Genomic DNA, 22,332 nt, shown 5'->3' with positions numbered 1-22,332 from the left:
TGCACGACCCCGACGCCCTGCTGCTGCTCTACGCCAGCGTCATCGGCCCGTACATGGACATGGGCGCGCACGCGCGGGCCGCGCAGGCGGCCGAGTTCGCCCTCGCGCTCGCCCCGCAGGCGGGCGACCCGGCCCTGGTGGCCCGGATGCACCGGTCGGTGGCGCGCACCCTGCTCGCCGAGGGGCGGATCGCCGAGGCGGACGCCTCGCTGGCCAAGGCCGCCGAGCTCTACCGGCGGCTCCAGCTGCGCACCGAACTCGCCAACTGCCACTGGATGCGCGGCTATGTCTGCGCCCAGAACGGCGAACTGGAGCGGGCGGAGGAGGAGTTGCGAGCCGCGCAGGACATGCTGACCGCCCGCCGCGCCGCCCTCTACACCAGCCAGGTCGTGGTCGAACTGGCCGATGTGCTGCACCGGCGCGGCAAGTCCGAGGAGGCCGCCGAGCTGCTGCGGCAGGTCCTCGGGGACCTGCACTCCGAGCGGGGCGCCGTACATGCCGCCGCCGCGCACCGCCTGCTCGGCATCATCGCCGAGGACACCCGCGACACGGAGGCGGCCGAGGAGCACTACGTGCGTGCGCTGAGCCTGCTGGAACGGGCCGGTGCCGCGGGCGACCTGGCCGACCTGTGCCGGCTCCTCGGTGATCTGCTGCGCCGCACCGGCCGGGTGGAGGCGGCCCTGGACGCCTACCGCACCGGCCTGGGCCACCGCACCGCCCCCGGCACGACGACCCTCGGCCCGGCCCCGGCCCAGCCGCCCCTGTGACGGCCGTGACGGCTCCTAGGATCGCTGGCATGGACATATTGACGTTACTGGCCGTCGTCGTGGTCGTGCTCGCCGGTGTCGGCGGCATCGAGAGCCGGATCTCCCGGGTGGACCGGCGCATGGCGCGCGTGGAGCGCAAACTCGACCGGATCCTCGACCACTTGGGCCTGCGGGAGGAGGACCCTCGGCTGGAGGAGGTGACCCGGCTGCTGCGCGCCGGGAAGCGGATCGAGGCGATCAAGGTGTACCGGGAGACGACGGGTGTCGGCCTGAAGGAGGCCAAGGACGCCGTGGACCGGATGGCCGCCTGAGGCCCGCCCGGTGGTCAGGCCTGGGCGCGGGCCGAGCGGCGGACGTCGGTCAGGCGTTGGGTGCCGGACTGGACGGCGTGGGCGGTGACGTTGGGCGGGAGGGCGCCGGGCGCGCCTTCGGTGAGGGCGATCGCCTCGCTTCCGACGCGCACGGCGGCGACCTCCAGGGTGAGGGTGGTGGTGGGCTCCGTGTTCCGTTCGTCCCCCTCGTCCCACTCGTCGGAGTCGTAGGAGTCGTACGAGTCGCCGCCGGTGTTCGACTGCGAGGTGAAGGTGATCCGCAGGCCCTGGCGGGCGTCGCCGACGTCCGGCAGGTCGAGGGCGGTGACCCGCACGTCCTGCTCCCCGGACCGGGTGGTCGTCGCCGTGAAGCGGGAGCAGGCCTCCGGCAGCGTCCGCAGCCAGGCCAGGGCGCGGTCCACGTCCGCCGGGCGCTGCGAGAGGACCTGGTAGCGCAACTGGGCGGAGTCGTCGCCGTCGTCGAATCCGGTCACCGCGTACGTGCCGGTCGGGGCGCCGAGCGGTTGGTCGCTGTAGAGGGCGTCGAGGAGGCGCTGGCAGCCCGGGACGGTGGTCCGGGCCTTGAGCACCCCGTCCCGCCAGGTCGCGGCACCCTGCGTCGGCGCCCAGGGCGCGCCCAGGTCGGCCTCGGTGAGCAGCGCGGCCTGCGCCTGCGCGGCGGTGAGCGTGGCGGTGGCGCCCGGTGTGACGGACCCGGCCGGGCCGGTGGCCGCGGCGGCGGAGGCGGAGGCGTCGCCGGACCCGGGCGTGCAGGCGGTCGCGGTCAGCAGGGCGGCCGTGCACAGGACGCAGGCGGGCAGGAGGCGGGCGGCCGGGAGACGGTGCATGAGCGAATGCCTCCAGAGGGGCGGGCGGCGACACGGAGTGGACGTTCGTCTCCACGGCACCACCTCGCCGCCCCGCCCACCAGCGCGCCGGGCCGGGCGGGTGAGGGCCGTACGGGTGAGAAGTACGCCGCCGGGCGTCCCGGCCCGCACTGCACGCGAGGAGGAACGCGCGGAGGAACGCGCGGAGGAACGCCGGAGAAAATCCCTCGCGTGCGCGTCCGGCCCGCTGCTAGCGTCCCGTCCATGCAGCGTGCCGTGCCGTCCATCCCGCCGTCCTTCGCGACGACGACGCCGGAGAGTGTCCCGGCGCGCCGACAGCTGAGCTGATCGAACAAGCCCCGGGGCGAGTGCCCCGGGGCTTCGGCGTTCTCCCGCTCTCCGCCCCAGGGCTCCTCGCCCCTCCGCCCCAGCCGCACCCCTTGAGGAGCCCGTCATGCACGACCACCGCCGCCTCGGCCGCGAGCTCGCCCTGTTCGACACCGACCCGCTGATCGGGGCGGGCCTGCCGTACTGGCTGCCCGACGGCGCCGTGGTGCGCCACACCCTGGAGGAGTACATCCGCGAGGCCGAGCGCGCGGCCGGCTACCGGCACGTGTACTCGCCCGTCCTCGGCAAGCGCGAGCTGTACGAGATCTCCGGGCACTGGGCGCACTACAGCGACGACATGTTCCCGCCGATGGAGCTGGGCGCCGAGCAGGTCGTCCTGCGCCCGAGCCTGTGCCCGCACCACGCCCTCGTCTACCGTTCGCGGTCCCACAGCTACCGGGAACTGCCGCTGCGGATCGCCGAGCTGGGCGGCATGTACCGCTCGGAGCTGTCCGGCGTACTCGGCGGGCTGACCCGGGTGCGGGCCATCCAGCTCAACGACGCCCATGTCTTCTGCACCCTGGACCAGGCCGTCGACGAGGCCCGCGCCGCCCTGGACCTGATCGCCCGCGCCTACGCCGACCTCGGCATCGAGGCCGCCCGGTACCGGCTGTCCCTGCCGGGCGACGGCGGCAAGTACGTCGCCGACCCGGACCTGTGGCGACGCGCCACCGCACTGCTGAGGGAGGTGCTCGACGGGGCCGGTGTGCCCTACGAGGAGGCCGAGGGCGAGGCCGCCTTCTACGGGCCCAAGATCGACGTGCAGATCGTGGACGGGGCGGGCCGCGAGGCCACCCTGTCCACCGTGCAGATCGACTTCCACCAGCCGGAACGCTTCGACCTGCACTACATCGGCGCCGACGGCGCCAGGCACCGCCCGGTGATGGTGCACCGCAGCGTCATCGGCAGCGTGGAACGCGCGGTCGCGCACCTGATCGAGCAGCACGGCGGGGCCTTCCCGGTGTGGCTGGCGCCCGTGCAGCTGGTGGTGCTGCCGGTGGCCGAGGCACAGGCGGCGCGCGCCGAGGACGTCGTACGGCAGGCCCTGGCGCGCGGGCTGCGGGCCGAACTCGCCGGACCGGAGCACGGCAGCCTGGGGGCTCGGATCCGGGCGGCGCGGCTGGTGCCGTACCAGGCGGTGATCGGGGAGCGGGAGGCCGGGGCAGGACTGGCCGCGCCGCGGCTGCGGGACGGGCGCCGGCCGGGGCCCGTGTCCGTCGGGGAGCTGCTGGACCGGATCGCGGAGCGGGTGGCGGCGCGGGGTACCGGACTGTGGGGTGAGGGCGAGGCGTCCGGCGCATAAGGTCGCAGTGTCGGGACGTCCGCCGACGGAACGTTCACCAGGGAGCCCGCCGTGACCGGTCAGCCCACCCCCGCCACCCCCGCCACCCCCGTGATCATCGACTGCGACACCGGTGTCGACGACGCCCTGGCCCTGCTGTTCGCCGTGCGCCACCCGGGCCTGGAGCTGCGCGCGGTCGGCTGCGTGGCCGGGAACACGGACGTGGACCAGGTGGTGCGCAACACGCTGACCGTCCTGGAACAGGCGGGCGCCCCCGAGATCCCCGTGGCGCGGGGCGCCGAACGCCCGCTGATCGAGCCCCTGCGCACCGCGCACCACGTGCACGGCCGGGACGGCATGGGCGACCTCGGACTGCCCGCGCCGCGCCGCCGCCCGGCCGGCGTGGACGCGGTGACGCTGCTGCGCCGCGAGATCCTCGCCTCGCCCCGCCCGGTCACCCTGATCCCGACGGCCCCGCTGACGAACATCGCGCTGCTGCTGCGCACCCACCCGGAGGTGACGCGCAACATCGAGCGGATCGTGTTCATGGGCGGCGCGGTGGCCACCGGGAACGCCACGGCGGTCGCCGAGTTCAACGTCTGGCACGACCCGGAGGCGGCGGCGGTCCTGCTCACCGCCGGGGTGCCGATCACGATGTACGGGCTGGACGTGTTCCGGCGGGTGATCGTCCCGGCCGACGACGTGCGCAGGCTGCGCGGGAGCGCCGAGCCGGGCGCGCGTCTCGCGGGGCGGCTGCTCGCCCACCGCGGTCCGGTGACCTCCGAGGAGGATCCCTCCGGCGGGCTCGGCGACGCGGGCGCCGTCTGCTCGGTCGCCGACCCGGCGGGGCTGACCACGCACCGGCTGCCGGTGGAGGTGAACCTCGCGCCGGGCCCCGCGCGCGGCCAGACGGTCGTCGACCGCCGGCCGCGCCCGGGCGAGGCGGAACTCCACGGCGAGGCACGCGAACAGCCGCTGGTGGACGTGGCGTTGGACATCGACCCGGACCGGTACGTGAAGCTGTACCTGGCCACGGTCGAAGGCGCCACGGCCTCCGGTGCTCAGGGCAGGCCCTAGGTTCGCCCTAGTCGGTGTCCGCCGCCCGGACCGCCCAGCGCTGCTCCACCCTGGCCGCCTTCCAGTACGCCAGCGCCGCCGCCCAGACCACGACGAACAGGCCGACGATGACGTAGCCCACGCTGTCCAGGTCGAGGCCGGCGATCCAGCCGGTGACGTCGTCCCGCAGGTCGAGCTTGTCGTGCAGGACGCCGACGAGTTCGATCGTGCCGATGAAGAAGGCGACGGCGATGGACAGGCCGGTGATGGTGAGGTTGTAGAACACCTTGCGGACGGGGTTGGAGAAGGCCCACTGGTAGGCGAAGTTCATGAACGTGCCGTCCAGGGTGTCGAACAGGCACATGCCCGCCGTGAAGAGCAGGGGCAGGCACAGGATCGCGTACCAGGGCAGTCCGGCGGCCGCGCCCGAACCGGCCATCACCATCAGCGTGACCTCGGTGGCGGTCTCGAAGCCGAGGCCGAAGAGGAAGCCGAGCGGGTACATCTGGCCCGGCCGGGAGATGGAACGCGTGAGCCGGCCGAGGAAGCGGTTCATGAACCCCCGGGAGTCCAGGTGCCGTTCGAGCTCGGTCTCGTCGTAGGTCCCCGCCCGCATCGACCGGAAGACCTTCAGGATGCCGGCCAGGGCGACCAGGTTCAGGGCGGCGATGAGATAGAGGAAGGCACCGGCGATGGTCGTGCCCATGAATCCGAGCACCTGATGGGTGGTGGAACCCTCGTCGGTCACCCGGTCGGCGAGCTGCGTCCCGGCCGCGATCATCACGGCGAGGACGATCACGACGCTGGAGTGGCCGAGCGCGAACCAGAAGCCCACCGACACCGGCCGCTTGCCGTCGGCCATCAGCTTGCGGGTGGTGTTGTCGATGGCGGCGATGTGGTCGGCGTCGAAGGCGTGCCGTACGCCCAGGGTGTAGGCGGTGACGCCGAGTCCGATGCCGAACGCCTTGGAACCCACCTCGTAGTGTCCCGGCAGGACGAGGAGGAAGAGGATTCCGAAGGCGACGACGTGCAGTCCGGCGATGGCGGCCATCAGGCCGGCGGTCTTGAGGGTGTCCTCCCGGCGCCAGGCGAAGGTGGCCTTGGTCGTCGTCGGGGCAGGGTTGGGCAGGGTCATCCGGTCATCACGCTCCAGCACCTCGTGGATCACTTCGTGAGCTGCCGTGGCCGGTCTCCTGGCTTACGGGTGGTGCGTGCCCGGCCCGCCTTCCCGGCCGCCGTACGACGGCCAGTGGCTGTCCCGTGCGGGACGTGGACCTGGAACTCCCCGATCACAGTGGCGAGGGCCGCGTCGACCTTGCATCGACTTCCCGAACACCACGGCCCGCCCACCGTAGAGGCGGAAGCGGTTGCCTGCATAGCTGCATACCTGCGCAGGTATGGAAGATCACAGAGTGCCGCTGCGAGGATGGCGGCATGCATCTCGTCCCTGCCGATCGCGCGGACCGCCGCACCATCGACGGTCACCGGGTGTGCGACGCCATCGCGGCGATCGGCGACGCCGCGCACGTCCGCGCCTGGGCGGACCGTTTCTCGCTGCTCGCCGACCCCAAGCGGCTCGCGCTGCTGCTCGCCCTGCACCGCACCGGCCCGCTGGCCGTCTCCGACCTCGCGATCGCCACCGGCATGAACGACCCGGCCGTCTCCCAGGCGCTGCGGCTGCTGCGGGCGGCCGGGGTGGTGGAGGGCGAGAAGGAGGGGCGCGTGGTGCGCTACAGGGTGGTGGACCGGGACGTACGGAGCCTGCTGGAGCACTGCGCGGCGGACGCCGGCTGACGCACGCCCCCATCGCCGCCCCGACTGCCCTCCTGCCTTCTCATGGCGGTGTTCATGTTTCCGGCGATCTGGACAGAGTTCTCTTTGCTGCTACGACAACGCACCGAAGAGGAGACCGCGTGACCGACCGCACCACCACGCACGACTCGACGGACACCTCCCCCCACGACGCCCCTCTCGACCTCTCCCCCAAGAACCCCGACTGGTGGCGGCAGGCCGTCGTCTACCAGGTCTACCCCCGCAGCTTCGCCGACGCCGACGGGGACGGGCTCGGTGACATCCGGGGCGTCACCCAGCGGCTGACCCACCTCGCCGCGCTCGGCGTGGACGCGCTGTGGCTGAGCCCCTTCTACCCCTCCGAGCTGGCCGACGGCGGCTACGACGTCGCCGACCACCGGGACGTCGACCCGCGCCTGGGCACCCTGGAGGACTTCGACGCCATGGTCACCGAGGCCCATCGCCTGGGCCTGAAGGTGATCGTCGACATCGTCCCCAACCACAGCTCGCACCTGCACCCCTGGTTCCAGGAGGCGCTGCGCGCCGGCCCCGGCTCCCCGGCCCGTGACCGGTACGTCTTCCGTGACGGGCGCGGCGAGCACGGTGAACTCCCGCCCAGCGACTGGCAGTCCGTCTTCGGCGGCAGCGCCTGGCGGCGGGTGCCGGACGGGCAGTGGTACCTGCACCTGTTCGCACCCGAGCAGCCGGACTTCAACTGGGAGAACGAGGAGGTCCGCGCCGACTTCCGCACCACCCTGCGGTTCTGGTCCGACCGGGGCGTGGACGGCTTCCGCGTCGACGTGGCGCACGCCCTGGTCAAGGACCTCGGCGAACCGCTCCGCGACGTCGGGAACATCGGGGTCACCGGCGAGGACGCCCTGCCGCACGTGGCGCCCGGCAGCCACCCCTACTGGGACCGGGACGACGTCCACGAGATCTACCGCGACTGGCGCAAGATCTTCGACGCCTACCTCCCGCCCCGCACGGCGGTCGCCGAGGCCTGGGTGCCGGACAGCCGGCGCGCGCTGTACGCCCGCCCGGACGAACTGGGCCAGGCCTTCAACTTCGAGTACCTCCAGACCGGCTGGGACGCCGGCGAGCTGCGCCGGGTCATCGCCGCCTCGCTGGCCGGCGCGCGGGCCGCCGGGGCCTCGGCCACCTGGGTGCTGTCCAACCACGACGTGATCCGGCACGCCTCACGGCTGATGCTCCCGCCGGGCACCGACGAGAACGCCTGGCTGCTGTCCGGCGGTCGCGCCCCGGCCGTGGACGAGGCGGCGGGCCTGCGCCGGGCCCGCGCGGCGACGCTGCTGATGCTCGCGCTGCCCGGTTCGGCCTACGTCTACCAGGGCGAGGAACTCGGCCTGCCCGAGGTGGCCGACCTGCCCACCGAGGTGCTGCGGGACCCGATCTGGGAGCAGACGGGCCATGTCCGCAAGGGCAGGGACGGCTGCCGGGTGCCGCTGCCGTGGACGACCGGCGGACCGTCGTACGGCTTCGGGGCGGGCGCGGCCTGGCTGCCGCAGCCGGCCGGTTTCGCCGCCTGCGCCGTGCAGGCGCAGGACGGGGTGGAGGGCTCGACGCTGGAGCTGTACCGCACGGCTCTGCGGCTGCGCCGCAAACTGTCGGCGGGCGAGTCGCTCACCTGGACGGAGGACAACCCGCCCGGGGTGCTCGCCTTCGCCCGGTCGGAGGGCTGGCGGTGCGTCACCAACCTGTCGGACGTGGACGTGCCGCTGCCGCAGGGGGAGGTGCTGCTGAGCAGCGCGCCGCTCGCGGGGCGTCGGCTGGGACCGGACACCACCGTGTGGCTGGCGTAGGGCATGTCACGGCCGTCCCGCGACGTCCCCCGCCCGCCGCCGAGCGCGGGGACGCACGGGCGCACGGGCGCGCGGGCTCACCCCACCGTCGGGCTGGGCGACGGCGCGCCGCCGCCCGGTGCCCCGCCCGGTGCGCCGCCGAGGTTCAGTGGGCTCGACGTGGCGTTCGGCGGCGGGGTGAGCACGACCTGGGGCTGCCCGCCGGACACGGGCGGCGGGGTCAGGTCGGAGGCGGGCAGCTTCGGCGGGGTGGTCTGCTGGAAGAGCACCTGGTCGTAGTCGACCAGGCCGGTGTCCTCCATGACCGTGATGTGGTCCAGGACGGTGGCGTTGGCCTGGTTGGCGAGCGCGCGGACCAGGCTGTTCTCGGTGGTGGAGCGGATCTTCGCGATCGTGTTGAAGATCGAGCCGTGCGTCACGCGCAGGATGTTGGCCATGTCGCTGTCGAACTTCTTGCCGGTGTCCGCGCTCAGCGTGGTGACGAAGCCCTGCTGCTGGGGGCTGGCCACGTTCGGCAGGGCGATGCCGAGCATCGGCGCGATCTTCCGGCAGCTGGCGTCCAGCGCCGCGTGCCCGTCGATCAGGTGCTGACCGGCGGTGACGACCGCCTTGGTGGTGCCCTTCTTCACGGCCATCTGCCCCACGGGGTACTCCCACAGCCCGGCCGCGCGCACCTTCACCACGAAGTCGCGGTCCGCCTCCGTGAGCGGCCCCCACTGGGTCTGGGAGATGACCCTGGAGGGGTCGCCGGAGACCTTCTGGAAACCGAGCATGCCCGGATAGGCCAGCGCGACGAGGGTCAGACCGAGAGCTCCGCCCACGAAGAGGGTTCCCGTCGTGTTCCGCGAAAAGCGCACCGTGCCTCCTGCCCGGTAAGTGAAGCCCGCCCAGCGGCGGTTCGGACACACAGCAGTACGGACGGGAAAGCCTCCGGAACCTTTGGTTCTGGTAAAGAATTCCGGGATTTCAGGGACGTCGCCCGTCCGGCCGGTCCGGCTCGCCCCGCCGTACGGCTCCCGGCGCGCGGGCCGGGTGACGGTCGGCGCGGCTGGAGGAGGTCAGCTGCCAGGGCACGCTGGTGACCATCACGCCCGGGGTGAAGAGCAGCCTGCTCTTGAGCCAGAGGGCGGACTGGTTGTGCAGCAGGTTCTCCCACCAGTGCCCGACGACGTACTCGGGGATGAAGACGGCCACCAGGTCGCGCGGGCTGTCCCGGCGCATCGAGCGCACGTACTCGACGACCGGGCGGGCCACCTCCCGGTACGGCGAGTCCAGGACCTTCAGCGGCACGTCGATGCCGTAGTCCTCCCACTCCTCGGCCAGGGCGGCCGCCGCCGCGCGGTCGGTGGCGACCGTCAGCGCCTCGAGCCGGTCGGGGTGGAAGGCGCGGGCGTAGCCGAGCGCCCGCAGGGTCGGTTTGTGCAGCCGGGAGACCAGGACGAGCGCCAGCACCCGCGAGGGCGGCATCAGGTGCTCCTGCGGATCGGTCACGGCCAGTTCCGCCGAGGTGGTGTCGTAGTGGCGGCGGATGCCACGCATGGTCACCCACAGCACGGCCGCCGCGAGCACCGCCAGCCAGGCGCCCTGGGTGAACTTGGTGACCAGCACGATCAGCAGCACCAGCCCGGTCACACAGGCGCCGAGGGTGTTGACGGCGCGTGCCGCGCGGTAGCGCCGGCGGACCTCGCGGCCCGCCCCGGCCCCCGTGCCGGACCCGGCGCGCAGCTCGCGGTTCCAGTGCCGCACCATCCCCAGCTGGGAGAGCGTGAAGGAGGTGAACACGCCGAGGATGTAGAGGTGGATCAGGCTCGTCACACTCGCCCGGTAGCCCCAGAGCAGCAGCCCCGCGACGATCGCGAGCGCCAGGATGCCGTTGGAGAAGGCGAGCCGGTCGCCGCGGTTGTGCAGCTGGCGGGGCAGGAAGCGGTGCAGGGCGAGGATCGAGGCCAGCAGCGGGAAGCCGTTGAAGGCGGTGTTCGCGGCGAGGATCAGCACCAGCGCGGTGGCCGCCTGCACGACGTAGAAGCCGACGCTGTGCTCACCGCCGAAGACGGCCGCCGCGAGCTGGGCGATCACCGTCCGCTGCGGATAGGCGCGGCAGTCGCCGGGCAGGCCGGTCAGTCGGCAGGCGTCGTCGGTGATGTGCACGCGCGCGAGCAGGGCGAGCGCGGTCACCCCGGCGAACATGGCGATCGCGGTGAGCCCCATGGCCGCCAGCGTGGCCGCCGCGTTCCGCGACTTCGGCCGGCGGAAGGCCGGCACACCGTTGGAGATGGCCTCCACACCGGTCAGCGCCGTACAGCCGGAGGAGAAGGCGCGCAGCACCAGCATCAGCAGCGCGAGCCCCGTGAGCCCGGCCTCCCCGGGGGCGGGCGCGATGCCGTAACCGGCGGTCCGCGCCACCGGGGCGGCGCCGAGCGCCCACCGGATCAGCCCGGTGATCACCATGATCAGCACCGCTCCGACGAACAGGTACGTCGGCGCCGCGAACGCCCGCCCCGACTCGCGTAGGCCCCTGAGGTTCACGGCGGTCAGCAGCGCCACGAAGCCCAGCGCCAGCAGCACCCGGTGCCCGGCGAGCGAGGGCAGCGCGGAGATGACGTTGTCGACGCCGGAGGCGACCGAGACGGCCACGGTCATGACGTAGTCGACGAGGAGGGCGGCGGCGACGACCAGGCCCGCCGAGGGGCCGAGGTTCGTGGACACCACCTCGTAGGAGCCGCCACCGCTCGGATAGGCGTGCACGACCTGGCGGTACGACAGCACCACCACCGCGAGCAGCGTCACCACGGCCACCGCGATCCACGGGGCGAAGCGCAGATAGGCCAGGCCGCCCAGGGTGAGCACGAGCAGGATCTCCTGGGTCGCGTACGCCACCGAGGACAGCGGGTCGGAGGCGAAGATCGGCAGCGCCAGCCGTTTGGGCAGCAGTGTCTCGTGCAGCTCCTCGCTGCGCATGGCCCGGCCGATGACCAGCCGCTTCAGGAACCCGGGCACGTTGAGCACGCGGCGAGCGTATGCCGGTACGGCGGGGCCGCCGGGGAGGCGGGGACGGGCGCGGCGGGCCGGTGAGCGCCGGCCCCGGCGCTCCGATGCGCAACCGGCGGCGTTTTCAGCAAGGTTGACGGAACGTTGACCGGCACCTGGGAGAGCTCCGGGGAGCGCCCGACCTACATTCGGCCGCATGCCCCCACAGCCTCCCGTGCCCCGCCGGGCGCCCGCCGCGCTCCCCGTCCTGCCCTACCGCAAGCCCACCAAGGGACGCGACTACTGGGTGATCGACGACGTCCTGCCCGACGCGGGAGCCGTACGCGAGCGGTGCCTGGCCGGGGACGACTGGGTCAAGGGGCATCCGTACACCTCCGAGACCTGGCCGGGGCTGCGGACCATGCCCGGTCTGGAGCCGCCGGAACTGGCCCGCGTGGAGCGGCTGGTGAGGAAGGCGACCGGGGCGAAGGAGCTGTGGGTGCAGCAGGCGCCCGGCGGCGGCACCCTCAACCACAACTGCGTGCAGGTCGTCGGGGAGGGCGAGAGCGAGCCCCGGCCGCACACCGACTCGCGGGCACTGTGCCGGTACGCGGCCGTGCTCTACCTCAACCCGGCCGTCCCCAAGGACTGCGGCACCAGCTTCTACCGCCAGTCGCTGCCCGGCGGCCGGCTCGGCGGCAACGTCGTGCAGGCCCCGCACACCAACCTCGTGGAGGCCCTCGGCACCCGGTTCGTCGCACCGGACGCCTTCGAGGAGGACGTACGCGTCCCGCACAAGGCCAACCGCCTGCTCCTGTACCACGCCAACCTGGTGCACAGCGCGACCGGCTACGTGGGCCGGACGCTGGAGGAGAAGCGGATGACGGCGGTCTTCTTCTGGATGGCCTGACACGTCCGGAGGGCCTGACACGCCCGGACGGCCTGACACGTCCCGGGGGCCGTCCGTGTCGGCGGTGCCGGTCGTTCCCCGGGCGGGCCCGGTGAGCGCGCGATACTCGCCGTATGGATCACGAAGGGGACGACATGACCGAGACCAGCCGTACCGTGGGCGTCCTGGGCGCCGGGATCATGGGCTCGGCGATGGCCCGCAACCTCGTGCGCGCCGGGCACACCGTCCGCGTCTGGAACCGCACCCGCGCCAAGGCCGAACCGCTCGCCGCCGACGGAGCACGGGTCGTCGACACGGCCGCCGAGGCGGTGCGCGACGCCGACGTGGTCCTGACCATGCTGTACGACGGCGGCACGGTGCTGGAGGTCATGCGCGAGGCGGCCCTCGCGGCGCGCCGGGGCGCCGCCTGGGCGCAGTCGACCACGGCCGGTCTCGAGTCGGTCGGCGAACTGGCCGCCCTGGCCCGCGAGCACGGCCTGGTCTTCTACGACGCCCCGGTGCTCGGCACCAAGCAGCCCGCGGAGGCGGGGCAGCTGACGGTGCTGGCCGCCGGGCCGGCCGAGGGCCGGGACGCGGTGGCGCCGGTGTTCGACGCGGTCGGCGCCCGTACGGTGTGGACCGGCGAGGACGGGGCGGACGCGAGCGCGACCCGGCTGAAGCTGGTGGCCAACAGCTGGGTCATCGCGGCCACCACGGCGACCGGTGAGTCGCTGGCCCTGGCGAAGGCCCTCGGGGTGGACCCGCAGGGCTTCTTCGACCTCATCTCCGGCGGCCCGCTCGACATGGGCTATCTGCACGCCAAGGCCGGTCTCATCCTCGGCGACCGGCTGCTGCCGCCGAGTTTCGCCGTGGCGACGGCGGAGAAGGACGCCCGGCTGATCGTCCAGGCCGGTGAGCGGCACGGCGTCCGCCTCGACGTGGCCGCCGCGAGCGCCGAACGCTTCGCCCGTGCCGCCGCCCTGGGCCACGCCGACGAGGACATGGCGGCGGCGTACTTCGCCAGCTTCGACGACAAGGCCACCGGGGGGCCGGACCGGGCCTGACCGGTCCCGACCGGGTCTCGTCAGCCTCGTCAGCCCAGGCAGATCACGAGCAGACAGAGTTGCTGCGACGACGTCGACGAGGGCGAGGTCTGCGACGGCGCCGTGGTCGACGGGCTGGTCTGAGTCGTACCGGAGCCGGAGCCGTCGGAGGTGGCGGGCTGCGACGTCTGCTGCGTCTGCTGCGTCGTCGTGCCCGGGGAGCGGTCGCCGCCGGATCCACCCGAGGAGCCCGAGGTACTCGAGGAGGTGACGGAACGCCCCGATCCGCCCGGCTGCCGAGCCGGCGCCGACGGGTAGGCCGTCTCAGCGGGCACGGCCGCCGTGGTGTGCGGGGCGGCGGAGTAGGGGTGGACGCCTTGGGCCGTGGCGGTGTCGTGGGGCGCCGCGGCCGTGGTGGGCGGCTGCTGCGCGGGGGGTGTGGACGGCCGTGCGGGGGAGGTGTGCGCGGCCTGCCCGAGGTCCGCGTCCCCGGTCGCCGTGCCGGTGTGCCCGGCCGGCTGCCGGCCCACGGAGTCCGTGTGCGGGGCGCCCGGAGCGGGTGCCGCCTGGGCGGGGCCGGCGGTGTGCCGGTCCAGCGAGGCGACGGTCAGACCGCCGCCGACCAGCGCCACGGCGGTCGCGACCAGCGCACGACGCTGGGTCTTCTTCCACCGGGCCCGCTGCCGCCGCCGCGCCGCCCGTCCCGGCCGCTGCCACTCGTCCGCCGCATCCGCCGTAGCGGCTGCGCCGTCCGCCGCGCCCGCGGACATGGCGCCCGCGGTGCCTGCGGTGCCTGTGAACATCGCGTCCCCGGCGGCCGTCCGGGCCGCGGGCGCGGCCTCGGCCGGTCCGGGCGTCGGCTCCCAGGCGAAGGGGGACCCGGCGGTGCCGGGGGGAGTGAAGGGCGGTGCGGGGTGGGCGGCGAAGCCGTCGCCGGACGCGGGGTCCGCGGCGGGCCCCGGGGCGAAGGGGGCCGCGGAGTCCGTGGTGGCGTTCGGGGCTATGTCCGGGGCGTAGGCCCCGCAGCCGGGGCACACCAGGGCACCGTTGAGGTGCCGTCGGCACGTGGAGCAGTAGTCCATCCGGATCTTCCTGAGTAGGCCAGCCGGGCGGCCAGCCACGCTAACAAGGGCGGTGCCCGCCTGTGTGCAGCCTGTGTGACGCTCCTGCGGGGATTCGGCGGTGCGTCCGCGCCCTGACGCCGGGGCCGCCTCCGGACGGCGGCGCCGGCGACGGTCAGGCCCGGTCGGTGAGCTCCTCGGCGTACACCTGGGACAGCGGCTGAGGGCCCACGTACTGCTGGCAGTTGCACTGGCCCGGCTCGTAGCGGACCGGCTTCTTGTTCTCGTCCCAGGCGGTCGGCACCTCCACGCGCTCGTGGCACCGGCCGTTCTTGTCGTGCTTGGCCAGGTGGTGCGTGCAGCCGCACACCGGCTCCGGCGGCTTGTGCGCGGCCTCCACGGCCAGCCGCTCCGCCTTCTGAGCCTCCATCAGCTCCAGCTTGCGCTGGTGGCGGTTGCGCAGCGCGGTGCGCGCGGTGTCGGCGAGCCACGCGAAGCCGCCGGTCCAGAACAGGATGAGTACCCACCAGATCCAGTTCATCGGTCCCCCGTCCTTCCCCCTGTGCGCATGGGTTCAGGATAGGCAAGTGCGGCCGGAACGGCAGGGGTTGGGGCGGCGGCCGTAGTGCGCGGGCGCCGGGCCGGTCGCGGCAGTCGGCGCCAGGCGCGTTCGTGGGCCACGGCCAGGAGGACCGCCGTGGCGACCGCGATCAGGTGCTCGCGGCCGGCCAGGTTGGGCCTGACCACCGACTCGGCCACCATCGAGCCGCCGGTGAGGAGGAAGACGACCGGGGCGCGCCGCACCACGGACAGGTAGGTGAACAGGCCCACCACGGCGGCGGACGGACCCGTGTCGAGGACGTGCCCGATCCCGGGCGGCAGCCCCAGCCCCCACCGTCCGGGCCCGATCGCGAGCATCACCCGCACGGTCAGGGTGCCGGCCAGGGTGGTGGCGTAGGAGATGAACAGGGTGCGGCCCCGGCCCAGGGTGAGCTCGGCCAGGGCGAACGCGAGGAACAACTGGGAGATGCCGGCCCAGACCGGAAGGTCGAGGGCCGGGACGTAGAGGGAGACGGGGGTGCGCAGCAGGGCCAGCCACAGCGGCAGGTCGCCCTGGACGCCGCCGAGGATCCGCACCGCCGTCTCGCCCCTCGGGTGCTGGGCGATGGCGTGGAAGAAGATCACACCGAAGGCGGCCACGAAGGCCAGCACCAGCCCGGACAGCCCACGGCGCGCCAGCTGCCGCAGCGGGGCCACGACCATGGCGTGCCATTCGCCGCGCAGGGTGCGCACGGCGAACAGCGCGAGCCGGGCCGGCACCCCGCGCACGTACTGGTACTTCCGGTACTCCTGGACCACCGCTCGGCTCCTCGAAGCAGTTCCCCACTCCGTGCGCACAACCGTATGGACCCGAATACGGCCGGACACGTTCCCACGCGCCGGGCGACGTTCGTCTCAGCGCGCGGGTGACCTGCGTGGAGTACGCCCGGACGGTGCCGCCCGGCCGCGGGAGCGGTAGACGACGTAGGGGCGGGCCGGATAGCCGAGGGGGGCGGCGAAGGCGTGCACGAGGCGGCCGAACGGCCAGAGCGCGAACAGGGCCAGTGCGAGCAGGGCGTGCAGCTGGTAGACGAGCGGGGCGTGGGCCATGGCGGTGACGTCGGGGTCGAGCGTGAACAGGCTGCGGAACCAGACGGCGACACCGAGGCGGTAGTCGTAGGGGTTGGTCACGGAGGAGGCGGTGGCGGTGAGGCCGGCGAGCAGGACGAGGGTCAGCAGCGGGTAGGTCAGGCGGTCGCCGCGGCCGGTCGCCCGCCGTACGGCGGGCACCCGCAGCCGGCGGTACAGCAGCAGGCCGAGCCCGGCCACCGCGGCGACGCCCGCCGCGCCGCCCATGGTCAGAGCGACGCCGTGGTACTCGGCCTCGCTGACCCGCAGCCGCCGGGTGAGGGACTCGGGGACGAGCAGGCCCATGACGTGACCGCCGGCGACGAGGAAGAGGGCGTAGTGGAAGAGCGGTCCGCCGATCCTCAGCAGCCGGGACTCGTGGAGCTGGCTGGAGCGGGTGGTGAAGCCGAAGCGGTCGTAGCGGTAGCGCCAGGCGGTGCCGGCGACCAGCACGGCCAGGGCCAGGTAGGGCAGGACGCCCCACAGGGCGATGTACAGGTGCTGCCGGTGCAGGTGGTTCAGGGGCGGAGGCGTCATCGGCCGCGGACTCCTTCGTCGAGGGTGGCCCGGACGGCGCGGATCACGTCGAGGTAGGGGCTGCCGTGGGACGCGAGGCCGGTGGCGAGCAGGGTGAGGGCGCCGCGGTGTTCGTGGAGCACGGCACGGCCGGCGGTGGGGCAGCGTGCCGCGAACTCCAGCACGGCGGGCAGGTGGTCGGGCAGTTCGCCGTCGGACGGTTCCCAGCCGTGCTGCCGGTAGCGGGCCTTGAGCGCGGCGAGCGAGGCGCCCCGGCGACGGGTGTCGCCGTCCGTGTAGTGGGTCAGGTACAGGGTGCGGCGGCGGCTGCGGTCGAAGGTGGTGACGTACTGGGCGGCGAGGTCGAGCAGCGGGGTGTCGGCGGTGCGGCGGCAGAACCGCAGCAGGGGCTCGGCCGCCGGGCCGCGCAGCCCGCCGATGGACTCCAGCACCAGGGCGCGGTGGGCAGGCCAGCGCTGGTCGGGGTACTGAAGGAGCAGGGAGGCGGCCTGGTGGACGGCTCGTTGCTGGTTCATCACCGCGACTCGGCCTTCCGCTCGGGGAACAGCCCTCGGGGCCGGCCGCGGCCGTTCCAGTTCAGCAGGTTGACGCGACCGCGCAGACCGTCGCGCGTCCCGCCCGTGCGGTCGGCCGCGGGCGGGGGCGCGGGCGGGGCGTGGAAGGCACCCATGGCGGCCATGGCACCGATGGCGTTCCCGGCGTCCGTGCCGTGCGCGCCGACCGTGCCGTGCGCGCCGTCCGTGCCGTACATCCCGGGTCCGCCGTCGTGGTCCAGGCTGCATCCCGCGCCCGCCTCCTCCTCCCCGCCGCCGGCGACGTAGGTGGTGGGGATGACGTACCGCTCCTCGTACTTGGCCAGGGCGAGCAGCCGGTACATGGCCTCCAGGTCGCGCTCGTCCATGCCGACGGCGCGGGCGATCGCGGGGTCGCGTTCCTCGCCGAGGTTGGTCCGGCGCATGTGGGCGCGCATCGCGGCCAGCCGGCACAGGGCGGCCTCGACGGGGACGGTGTCGCCGGCCGTGAACAGCCCGGCCAGGTACGCCACCGGGATCCGCAGGGCGTCGATGGCGCCGAACAGGGCGGCCGGGTGCTCGCCGTCGTGGCCGCCGCGGGTGAGCGCGTCGACCACCGGGGAGAGCGGGGGGACGTACCAGACCATGGGCAGGGTGCGGTACTCCGGGTGGAGGGGCAGCGCGATCCGGTACGTCGTGATCAGGTCCCGTACGGGGGAGCGGCGGGCCGCCGTGATCCAGTCGTGCGGGATGCCCGACTCCTCGGCGGCGCGCACGACGTCCGGGTCGTGCGGGTCGAGGAAGCAGCCGAGCTGGGCCTCGTACAGGTCCTTCTCGTCGGTGACCGAGGCGGCCTCGCCCACCTTGTCGGCGTCGTACAGCATGACGCCGAGGTAGCGCAGCCGGCCCACGCAGGTCTCGGAGCACACGGTCGGTTCGCCGGCCTCGATGCGCGGGTAGCAGAACGTGCACTTCTCGGCCTTGCCGGTGGCGTGGTTGAAGTACACCTTCTTGTACGGGCAGCCGCTCACGCACATCCGCCAGCCCCGGCAGCGGTCCTGGTCGACGAGGACGATGCCGTCCTCGATGCGCTTGTACAGCGCGCCCGAGGGGCACACGGCCACGCACGACGGGTTCAGGCAGTGCTCGCAGATGCGCGGCAGGTGGAACATGAACGCCTGCTCGTACTCCAGGCGGACCCGCTCGCTCAGCTTCTTCAGCACCGGGTCGTCGGCCAGGTGCTCGGGGCCGCCGCCGAGGTCGTCGTCCCAGTTGGGGCCCCAGGTGACGGCGGTGGGGCGGCCGTCGATCAGGGAGCGGGGGCGGGCGGTGGGCAGGTCGTCGCCGAGCGGGGCGGCGATGAGGGTCTCGTAGTCGTACGTCCAGGGCTCGTAGTAGTCCTTGAGCGAGGGCAGTTCGGGATTGGCGAACAGGCGGGCCAGGCGGCGGGCGCGGCCTCCGGAGCGCGGGACGAGGCGCCCCCGGGCGTCCAGTCGCCAGCCGCCCCGCCACTTCTCCTGGTCCTCGTGGCCGCGCGGGTAGCCCTGACCGGGGCGGGTCTCGACGTTGTTGAACCAGACGTACTCGGTTCCGGTGCGGTTGGTCCAGGTCTGTTTGCAGGTGACCGAGCAGGTGTGGCAGCCGATGCACTTGTCGAGGTTCATGACCATCGCGACCTGGGCCATGCAGCGGCCGATGGTGTGGGGTGCGCGGGGCACTTCAGTACTGCACCTCCTGGGCGCGGCGGCGGATCACGGTGCGGGCGTCGCGCTGGTTGCCGGTGGGGCCGTAGTAGTTGGGGGCGAAGGAGAGCTGGGCGTAGCCGCCGATGAGGTGGGTGGGCTTGACGAGGATGCGGGTGAGGGCGTTGTGGACGCCGCCGCGCCGCCCGGTGGCCTCGCTGCGGGGCACGTTCACCAGGCGTTCCTGCACGTGGTACATGAGCACCGTGCCGGGCGGGATGCGGTGGGAGACGATCGCCCGGGCGACGACCACACCATGCGGGTTGACGGCCTCCACCCAGTCGTTGTCGGCGGCCCCGACCGCCTCGGCGTCGGCGACGGACATCCAGATCACCGGGCCGCCGCGGGCCAGGGTCTGCATGAGCAGGTTCTCCTGGTACTCGGAGTGGATGGACCACTTCGAGTGCGGGGTGAGATAGCGGACGCTCACCTCCCGCTCGCCGGGCACGGCGTCCGCCGTCAGGTCCAGCGGGGGCCGGTAGACGGGCAGTTGCTCCCCCAGTTCGGCCATCCAGTCGTGGTCCAGGTAGAAGTGCTGCCGTCCGGTGAGGGTGTGCCAGGGCTTGAGGTGCTCGGTGTTGATCGTGAAGGGGGCGTAGCGCCGGTCGGGGGACTCCTTGCCCGACCACTCGTGGCTGGTGCCGACCTGGACGGGCCGGTCCTGGGTGTCGGAGAACACCACCCGGCGCTCGCGCACGGACTCGGCGAGCCTCTCGAACCCGGCGACCGGGCCGCAGCGTTCGGCCAGCCGCTCGAAACCCTCCGCCGCGATACGCCCGTTGGTGGTGCCGGACAGGGCGAGGATCGCCTCGCACAGCTTCACGTCGGTGTCGAGGAGCGGACGGCCGTGCGCCGGGCCGGGGCCGGCCGCCGTGCCGCAGCGGGCGGCGAGCCGGCGCACCTCGGGTCCCGGCCTGACGGTGACGCCCTTCACGGTCATCCCCTGCTCCTCGCAGAGCGGGCCGAGCGCGGCCAGCCGGTCGGCGACGGCCGTGTAGTCGCGTTCGACGACGGTGAACCGCGGAAGATTGCGGCCGGGCACGGGCGGGTGCCCGCCGTCGCGCCAGTCGGGGACCGTGCCGCCGGGCTGCGCGGTCTCGCCCGGGGTGTCGTGCTGCTGGGGCGTGGCCACCAGGTCGTACGCCACGTCCAGCCGGCCCGCGGCGAGCTCGCTGAACCTGCGGGCGAGGCAGTGGAAGATCTCGAAGTCGGTGCGGGCCTGCCAGGGCGGGATGATCGCGGGTGAGAAGGCGTGCACGTAGGGGTGCATGTCCGTGCTGGACAGGTCGTGCTTCTCGTACCAGGTGGCGGCCGGGAGGACGAGGTCGGCCATCAGCGTGGTCGAGGTCATCCGGAAGTCCAGGGCGAGCAGGAGGTCGAGCTTGCCGCGCGGGGCGTCGTCGTGCCAGGTGACGTCCTTCGGGCGGGTCTCGGGCGGGGCCTCGGCGGCGTGCGCGTTGTCGCTCGCGCCGAGCAGATGGCGCAGGAAGAACTCGTTGCCCTTCGCCGAGGAGCCGATCAGGTTGGCCCGCCACACGGTGAGCACCCGGGGCCAGTTCCCGGGGGCGTCCGGGTCCTCGCACGCGAACGACAGCTCCCCCGCCGCCAGCCGGGCGGCCACCCACTCGCCGGGTTCGTGCCCGCTCTCGTGGACCCGGCGGCCGAGCGTGAGCGGGTTGGCGGTGAACATGGGCGCGGACGGCATCCAGCCCAGCCGCACCGACTGCGCCACGAGATCGGCGGTGTGGCGTCCGGCGAACAGGCCCTTGCCGGTGGGCGCGGCGAGCGCGTCGGCCGGGTGGGCGTCGTAGCGCCACTGGCCGGTGTGCAGGTACCAGTACGGGGTGCCCGCGACCTGCCGGGAGGGACGTACCCAGTCGGCGGCGGACTGGAGCTGCTGCCAGCCGGTGTAGGGCCGGACCTTCTCCTGGCCGACGTAGTGCGCCCAGCCGCCGCCGCTCACGCCCTGGCAGCCGGTGAGCAGCAGCAGGGTGAGGAAGGAGCGGTAGACGGTGTCGGAGTGGAACCAGTGGTTGGTGCCCGCCCCCATGATGATCATGCAGCGGCCGTGGGACTTCTCCGCGGTGTGCGCGAACTCGCGCGCCAACCGCACCACGGCGGCGGCCGGCACGGACGTGATCGCCTCCTGCCAGGCCGGGGTGTGCGGCTGGGAGGCGTCGTCGTAGTTCTCGGGCCATTCGCCCGGCAGCCCCTCGCGGCCGACGCCGTACTGGGCGAGCAGCAGGTCGAAGACGGTGGTCACCCGCCGCCCGCCCACCTCGCGCACCGGCACGGAGCGGGTGAGCGGCTCCCCGCCGTCGAAGCGCGGCAGCCGTACGGGCGCGCTGTCCCCGCCGCCGGGGCGGTGGAAGGTCAGCTCGGGCTCGATGTCGCCCAGGTCCAGGTTCCAGCGTCCCTCGCCGAGTTTGGACCAGCGGTCGCCGAGGGTGCCGTTGGGCACGACGGGACGCCCGGAGACCGCGTCGAGCAGCACCGGCTTCCACCGTGCCTCGTCCCCCTCCGCGTCCTCGCCGAGCCCGAGGGCCGCCGCGGTGACGAACTTGCCCGGCACCCAGCCGCCTTGGTGCTCCTCCAGCTCGACCAGGAACGGCAGGTCGGTGAACTTCCGCACGTAGTCCGTGAAGTACGGCACCCGGCGGCGCACGAAGAACTCGGTAAGGATCACATGCCCCATCGCCATCGCCAGCGCGCCGTCGGTCCCGGGGTGCGGATGCAGCCACTCGTCGGCGAACTTGGTGGCGTCCGCGTAGTCCGGGCTGACCACGACGACCTTCTGCCCCCGGTAGCGGGCCTCGGTCATCCAGTGCGCGTCCGGGGTGCGCGTCACGGGCACGTTCGAGCCCCACACCATCAGATACGCCGCGTCCCACCAGTCCCCGGACTCCGGTACGTCCGTCTGGTCGCCGAAGACCTGCGGGGAGGCGATCGGCAGGTCGGCGTACCAGTCGTAGAACGACACCATCGGCGCGCCGATCAGCGACATGAACCGGGCGCCCACCGCGTGCGAGGCCATCGACATGGCGGGGATCGGCGAGAAGCCGGCGACCCGGTCCGGGCCGTAAGCGGCGATGGTGTGCACATGGGCGGCGGCCGCGATCTCCAGCGCCTCGTCCCAGCCGACCCGCACCAGCCCGCCCTTGCCGCGCGCCCGCTGGTACCGGCGCCGCTTCTCCGGATCGCCCGTGACGTCGGCCCACGCGGCCACGGGATCGCCGAGCCGGGCGCGGGCCTCGCGGTACATCTCGAGCAGTACCCCCCGCACGTGCGGGTGGCGCACGCGGGTCGGCGAGTACGTGTACCAGGAGAAGGACGCCCCGCGCGGGCAGCCGCGCGGTTCGTACTCGGGCCGGTCCGGCCCGGTCGACGGATAGTCGGTCTCCTGGGTCTCCCAGGTGATCAGCCCGTCCTTGACGTACACCTTCCACGAGCAGGAGCCGGTGCAGTTCACGCCGTGGGTGGAGCGGACCACCTTGTCGTGCGCCCAGCGCTCCCGGTACGGCGCGTCGTTGACGGCCTGGTCGGTGCGCAGGACAGCCCGCAGGTCGGGGGTCGTGGGAGAGCGGCGCAGTATCCGCCCGGCCCGCAGCAACTGGTCGGCGGCCACCGCCGCCAAACGCTCCGCTTCTCGCCGGGCTCCGCGCCGTCCCACTG

General features: G+C 73.5%; 18 protein-coding genes, 1 pseudogene and 1 riboswitch. Of the genes and pseudogenes, 8 read left to right on the top strand and 11 right to left on the bottom strand.

All coding sequences use genetic code 11. The annotated features are described in order from the left end of the window. Both ABZ484_RS24370 and ABZ484_RS24365 read left to right on the top strand, forming a co-directional pair. Window positions 1-767, top strand: a 767-nt coding sequence (locus tag ABZ484_RS24370; RefSeq protein WP_358868032.1) for a tetratricopeptide repeat protein, incomplete at its 5' end; no start/stop codon positions are given. Window positions 768-796: 29 nt separating this feature from the next. Beyond that, window positions 797-1,078, top strand: a complete 282-nt coding sequence (locus ABZ484_RS24365) for a ribosomal protein L7/L12 (RefSeq protein ID WP_358868031.1) — start codon at window positions 797-799, stop codon at window positions 1,076-1,078. 14 nt (window positions 1,079-1,092) lie between these two features. On the opposite strand, the gene ABZ484_RS24360 is transcribed toward ABZ484_RS24365, so the two are convergent. Next, entirely contained in the window at window positions 1,093-1,926 is an 834-nt protein-coding gene (locus ABZ484_RS24360) for a hypothetical protein (protein WP_358868030.1), read from the bottom strand. 427 nt (window positions 1,927-2,353) lie between these two features. Here ABZ484_RS24360 and thrS point away from each other — a divergent pair. Together thrS and ABZ484_RS24350 are read left to right on the top strand one after the other, a co-directional pair. Next, window positions 2,354-3,595: pseudogene (gene thrS, locus ABZ484_RS24355) on the top strand (threonine--tRNA ligase); the annotation flags it as partial. A 51-nt stretch (window positions 3,596-3,646) separates the two neighbouring features. Further along, on the top strand, window positions 3,647-4,651 hold the full coding sequence (locus ABZ484_RS24350) for a nucleoside hydrolase (protein WP_358868029.1): 1,005 nt from the start codon (window positions 3,647-3,649) through the stop codon (window positions 4,649-4,651). Window positions 4,652-4,658: 7 nt separating this feature from the next. On the opposite strand, the gene ABZ484_RS24345 is transcribed toward ABZ484_RS24350, so the two are convergent. Then, entirely contained in the window at window positions 4,659-5,765 is a 1,107-nt protein-coding gene (locus ABZ484_RS24345; protein WP_358868038.1) for a HoxN/HupN/NixA family nickel/cobalt transporter, read from the bottom strand. 30 nt (window positions 5,766-5,795) lie between these two features. Next, a riboswitch (cobalamin riboswitch) is annotated at window positions 5,796-5,985 on the bottom strand. A 79-nt stretch (window positions 5,986-6,064) separates the two neighbouring features. Between ABZ484_RS24345 and ABZ484_RS24340 the strand changes: the two genes are divergently transcribed. Next, a complete protein-coding gene (locus ABZ484_RS24340; RefSeq protein ID WP_358868028.1) occupies window positions 6,065-6,424 on the top strand; it encodes a metalloregulator ArsR/SmtB family transcription factor in 360 nt (119 codons plus the stop codon). 119 nt (window positions 6,425-6,543) lie between these two features. Further along, window positions 6,544-8,241: a glycoside hydrolase family 13 protein gene (locus tag ABZ484_RS24335; RefSeq protein WP_358868027.1), complete on the top strand. Its 1,698-nt coding sequence runs from the start codon at window positions 6,544-6,546 to the stop codon at window positions 8,239-8,241. A gap of 77 nt (window positions 8,242-8,318) precedes the next feature. Here ABZ484_RS24335 and ABZ484_RS24330 read toward each other — a convergent pair whose 3' ends face one another. After that, complete coding sequence (locus ABZ484_RS24330; RefSeq protein WP_358868037.1) at window positions 8,319-9,062, bottom strand: DUF4142 domain-containing protein; 744 nt, start codon at window positions 9,060-9,062, stop codon at window positions 8,319-8,321. Between the two features lie 145 nt (window positions 9,063-9,207). Next, window positions 9,208-11,247: an APC family permease gene (locus ABZ484_RS24325; RefSeq protein WP_358868026.1), complete on the bottom strand. Its 2,040-nt coding sequence runs from the start codon at window positions 11,245-11,247 to the stop codon at window positions 9,208-9,210. A 178-nt stretch (window positions 11,248-11,425) separates the two neighbouring features. Here ABZ484_RS24325 and ABZ484_RS24320 point away from each other — a divergent pair, with 178 nt between their 5' ends. Beyond that, entirely contained in the window at window positions 11,426-12,118 is a 693-nt protein-coding gene (locus ABZ484_RS24320; RefSeq protein ID WP_358868025.1) for a DUF6445 family protein, read from the top strand. A gap of 134 nt (window positions 12,119-12,252) precedes the next feature. Then, window positions 12,253-13,161 (top strand): NAD(P)-dependent oxidoreductase, encoded by a 909-nt coding sequence (locus tag ABZ484_RS24315; protein ID WP_358868036.1) that lies wholly within the window; start codon window positions 12,253-12,255, stop codon window positions 13,159-13,161. Between the two features lie 29 nt (window positions 13,162-13,190). Here ABZ484_RS24315 and ABZ484_RS24310 read toward each other — a convergent pair whose 3' ends face one another. The 7 genes from ABZ484_RS24310 to ABZ484_RS24280 all read right to left on the bottom strand — a co-directional run bounded on the left by ABZ484_RS24310 (window position 13,191) and on the right by ABZ484_RS24280 (window position 22,294). Beyond that, window positions 13,191-14,222, bottom strand: a complete 1,032-nt coding sequence (locus ABZ484_RS24310; protein WP_358868024.1) for a hypothetical protein — start codon at window positions 14,220-14,222, stop codon at window positions 13,191-13,193. Window positions 14,223-14,376: 154 nt separating this feature from the next. After that, complete coding sequence (locus ABZ484_RS24305; protein ID WP_358868023.1) at window positions 14,377-14,742, bottom strand: hypothetical protein; 366 nt, start codon at window positions 14,740-14,742, stop codon at window positions 14,377-14,379. After that, complete coding sequence (locus ABZ484_RS24300; RefSeq protein WP_358868035.1) at window positions 14,739-15,464, bottom strand: hypothetical protein; 726 nt, start codon at window positions 15,462-15,464, stop codon at window positions 14,739-14,741. Before ABZ484_RS24300 ends, ABZ484_RS24305 begins: the two co-directional genes overlap by 4 nt. A gap of 192 nt (window positions 15,465-15,656) precedes the next feature. Further along, window positions 15,657-16,406 carry a respiratory nitrate reductase subunit gamma gene (gene narI, locus ABZ484_RS24295; protein ID WP_358868022.1) on the bottom strand — a complete coding sequence of 250 codons (750 nt, stop codon included), beginning with the start codon at window positions 16,404-16,406 and terminating at the stop codon, window positions 15,657-15,659. After that, a complete protein-coding gene (gene narJ / locus ABZ484_RS24290; RefSeq protein ID WP_358868021.1) occupies window positions 16,403-16,921 on the bottom strand; it encodes a nitrate reductase molybdenum cofactor assembly chaperone in 519 nt (172 codons plus the stop codon). The genes narI and narJ overlap by 4 nt, the downstream gene beginning before the upstream one ends. Next, the gene (gene narH, locus ABZ484_RS24285) at window positions 16,921-18,603 is read right to left on the bottom strand and encodes a nitrate reductase subunit beta (protein ID WP_358868034.1); all 1,683 of its coding nucleotides are present in this window, start codon (window positions 18,601-18,603) and stop codon (window positions 16,921-16,923) included. The genes narJ and narH overlap by 1 nt, the downstream gene beginning before the upstream one ends. A 34-nt stretch (window positions 18,604-18,637) precedes the next feature. After that, window positions 18,638-22,294, bottom strand: coding sequence for a nitrate reductase subunit alpha (locus tag ABZ484_RS24280; RefSeq protein ID WP_358868020.1), 3,657 nt, complete (start codon window positions 22,292-22,294; stop codon window positions 18,638-18,640). Window positions 22,295-22,332 lie beyond the last annotated feature (38 nt).

The organism is Streptomyces sp. NPDC006393, from assembly GCF_040628575.1.
In the GTDB taxonomy this organism is placed as follows: domain Bacteria; phylum Actinomycetota; class Actinomycetes; order Streptomycetales; family Streptomycetaceae; genus Streptomyces.
The sequence above is the reverse complement of the archived record's forward strand: the minus strand, read 5'-3'. Positions and strand labels throughout refer to the sequence as shown.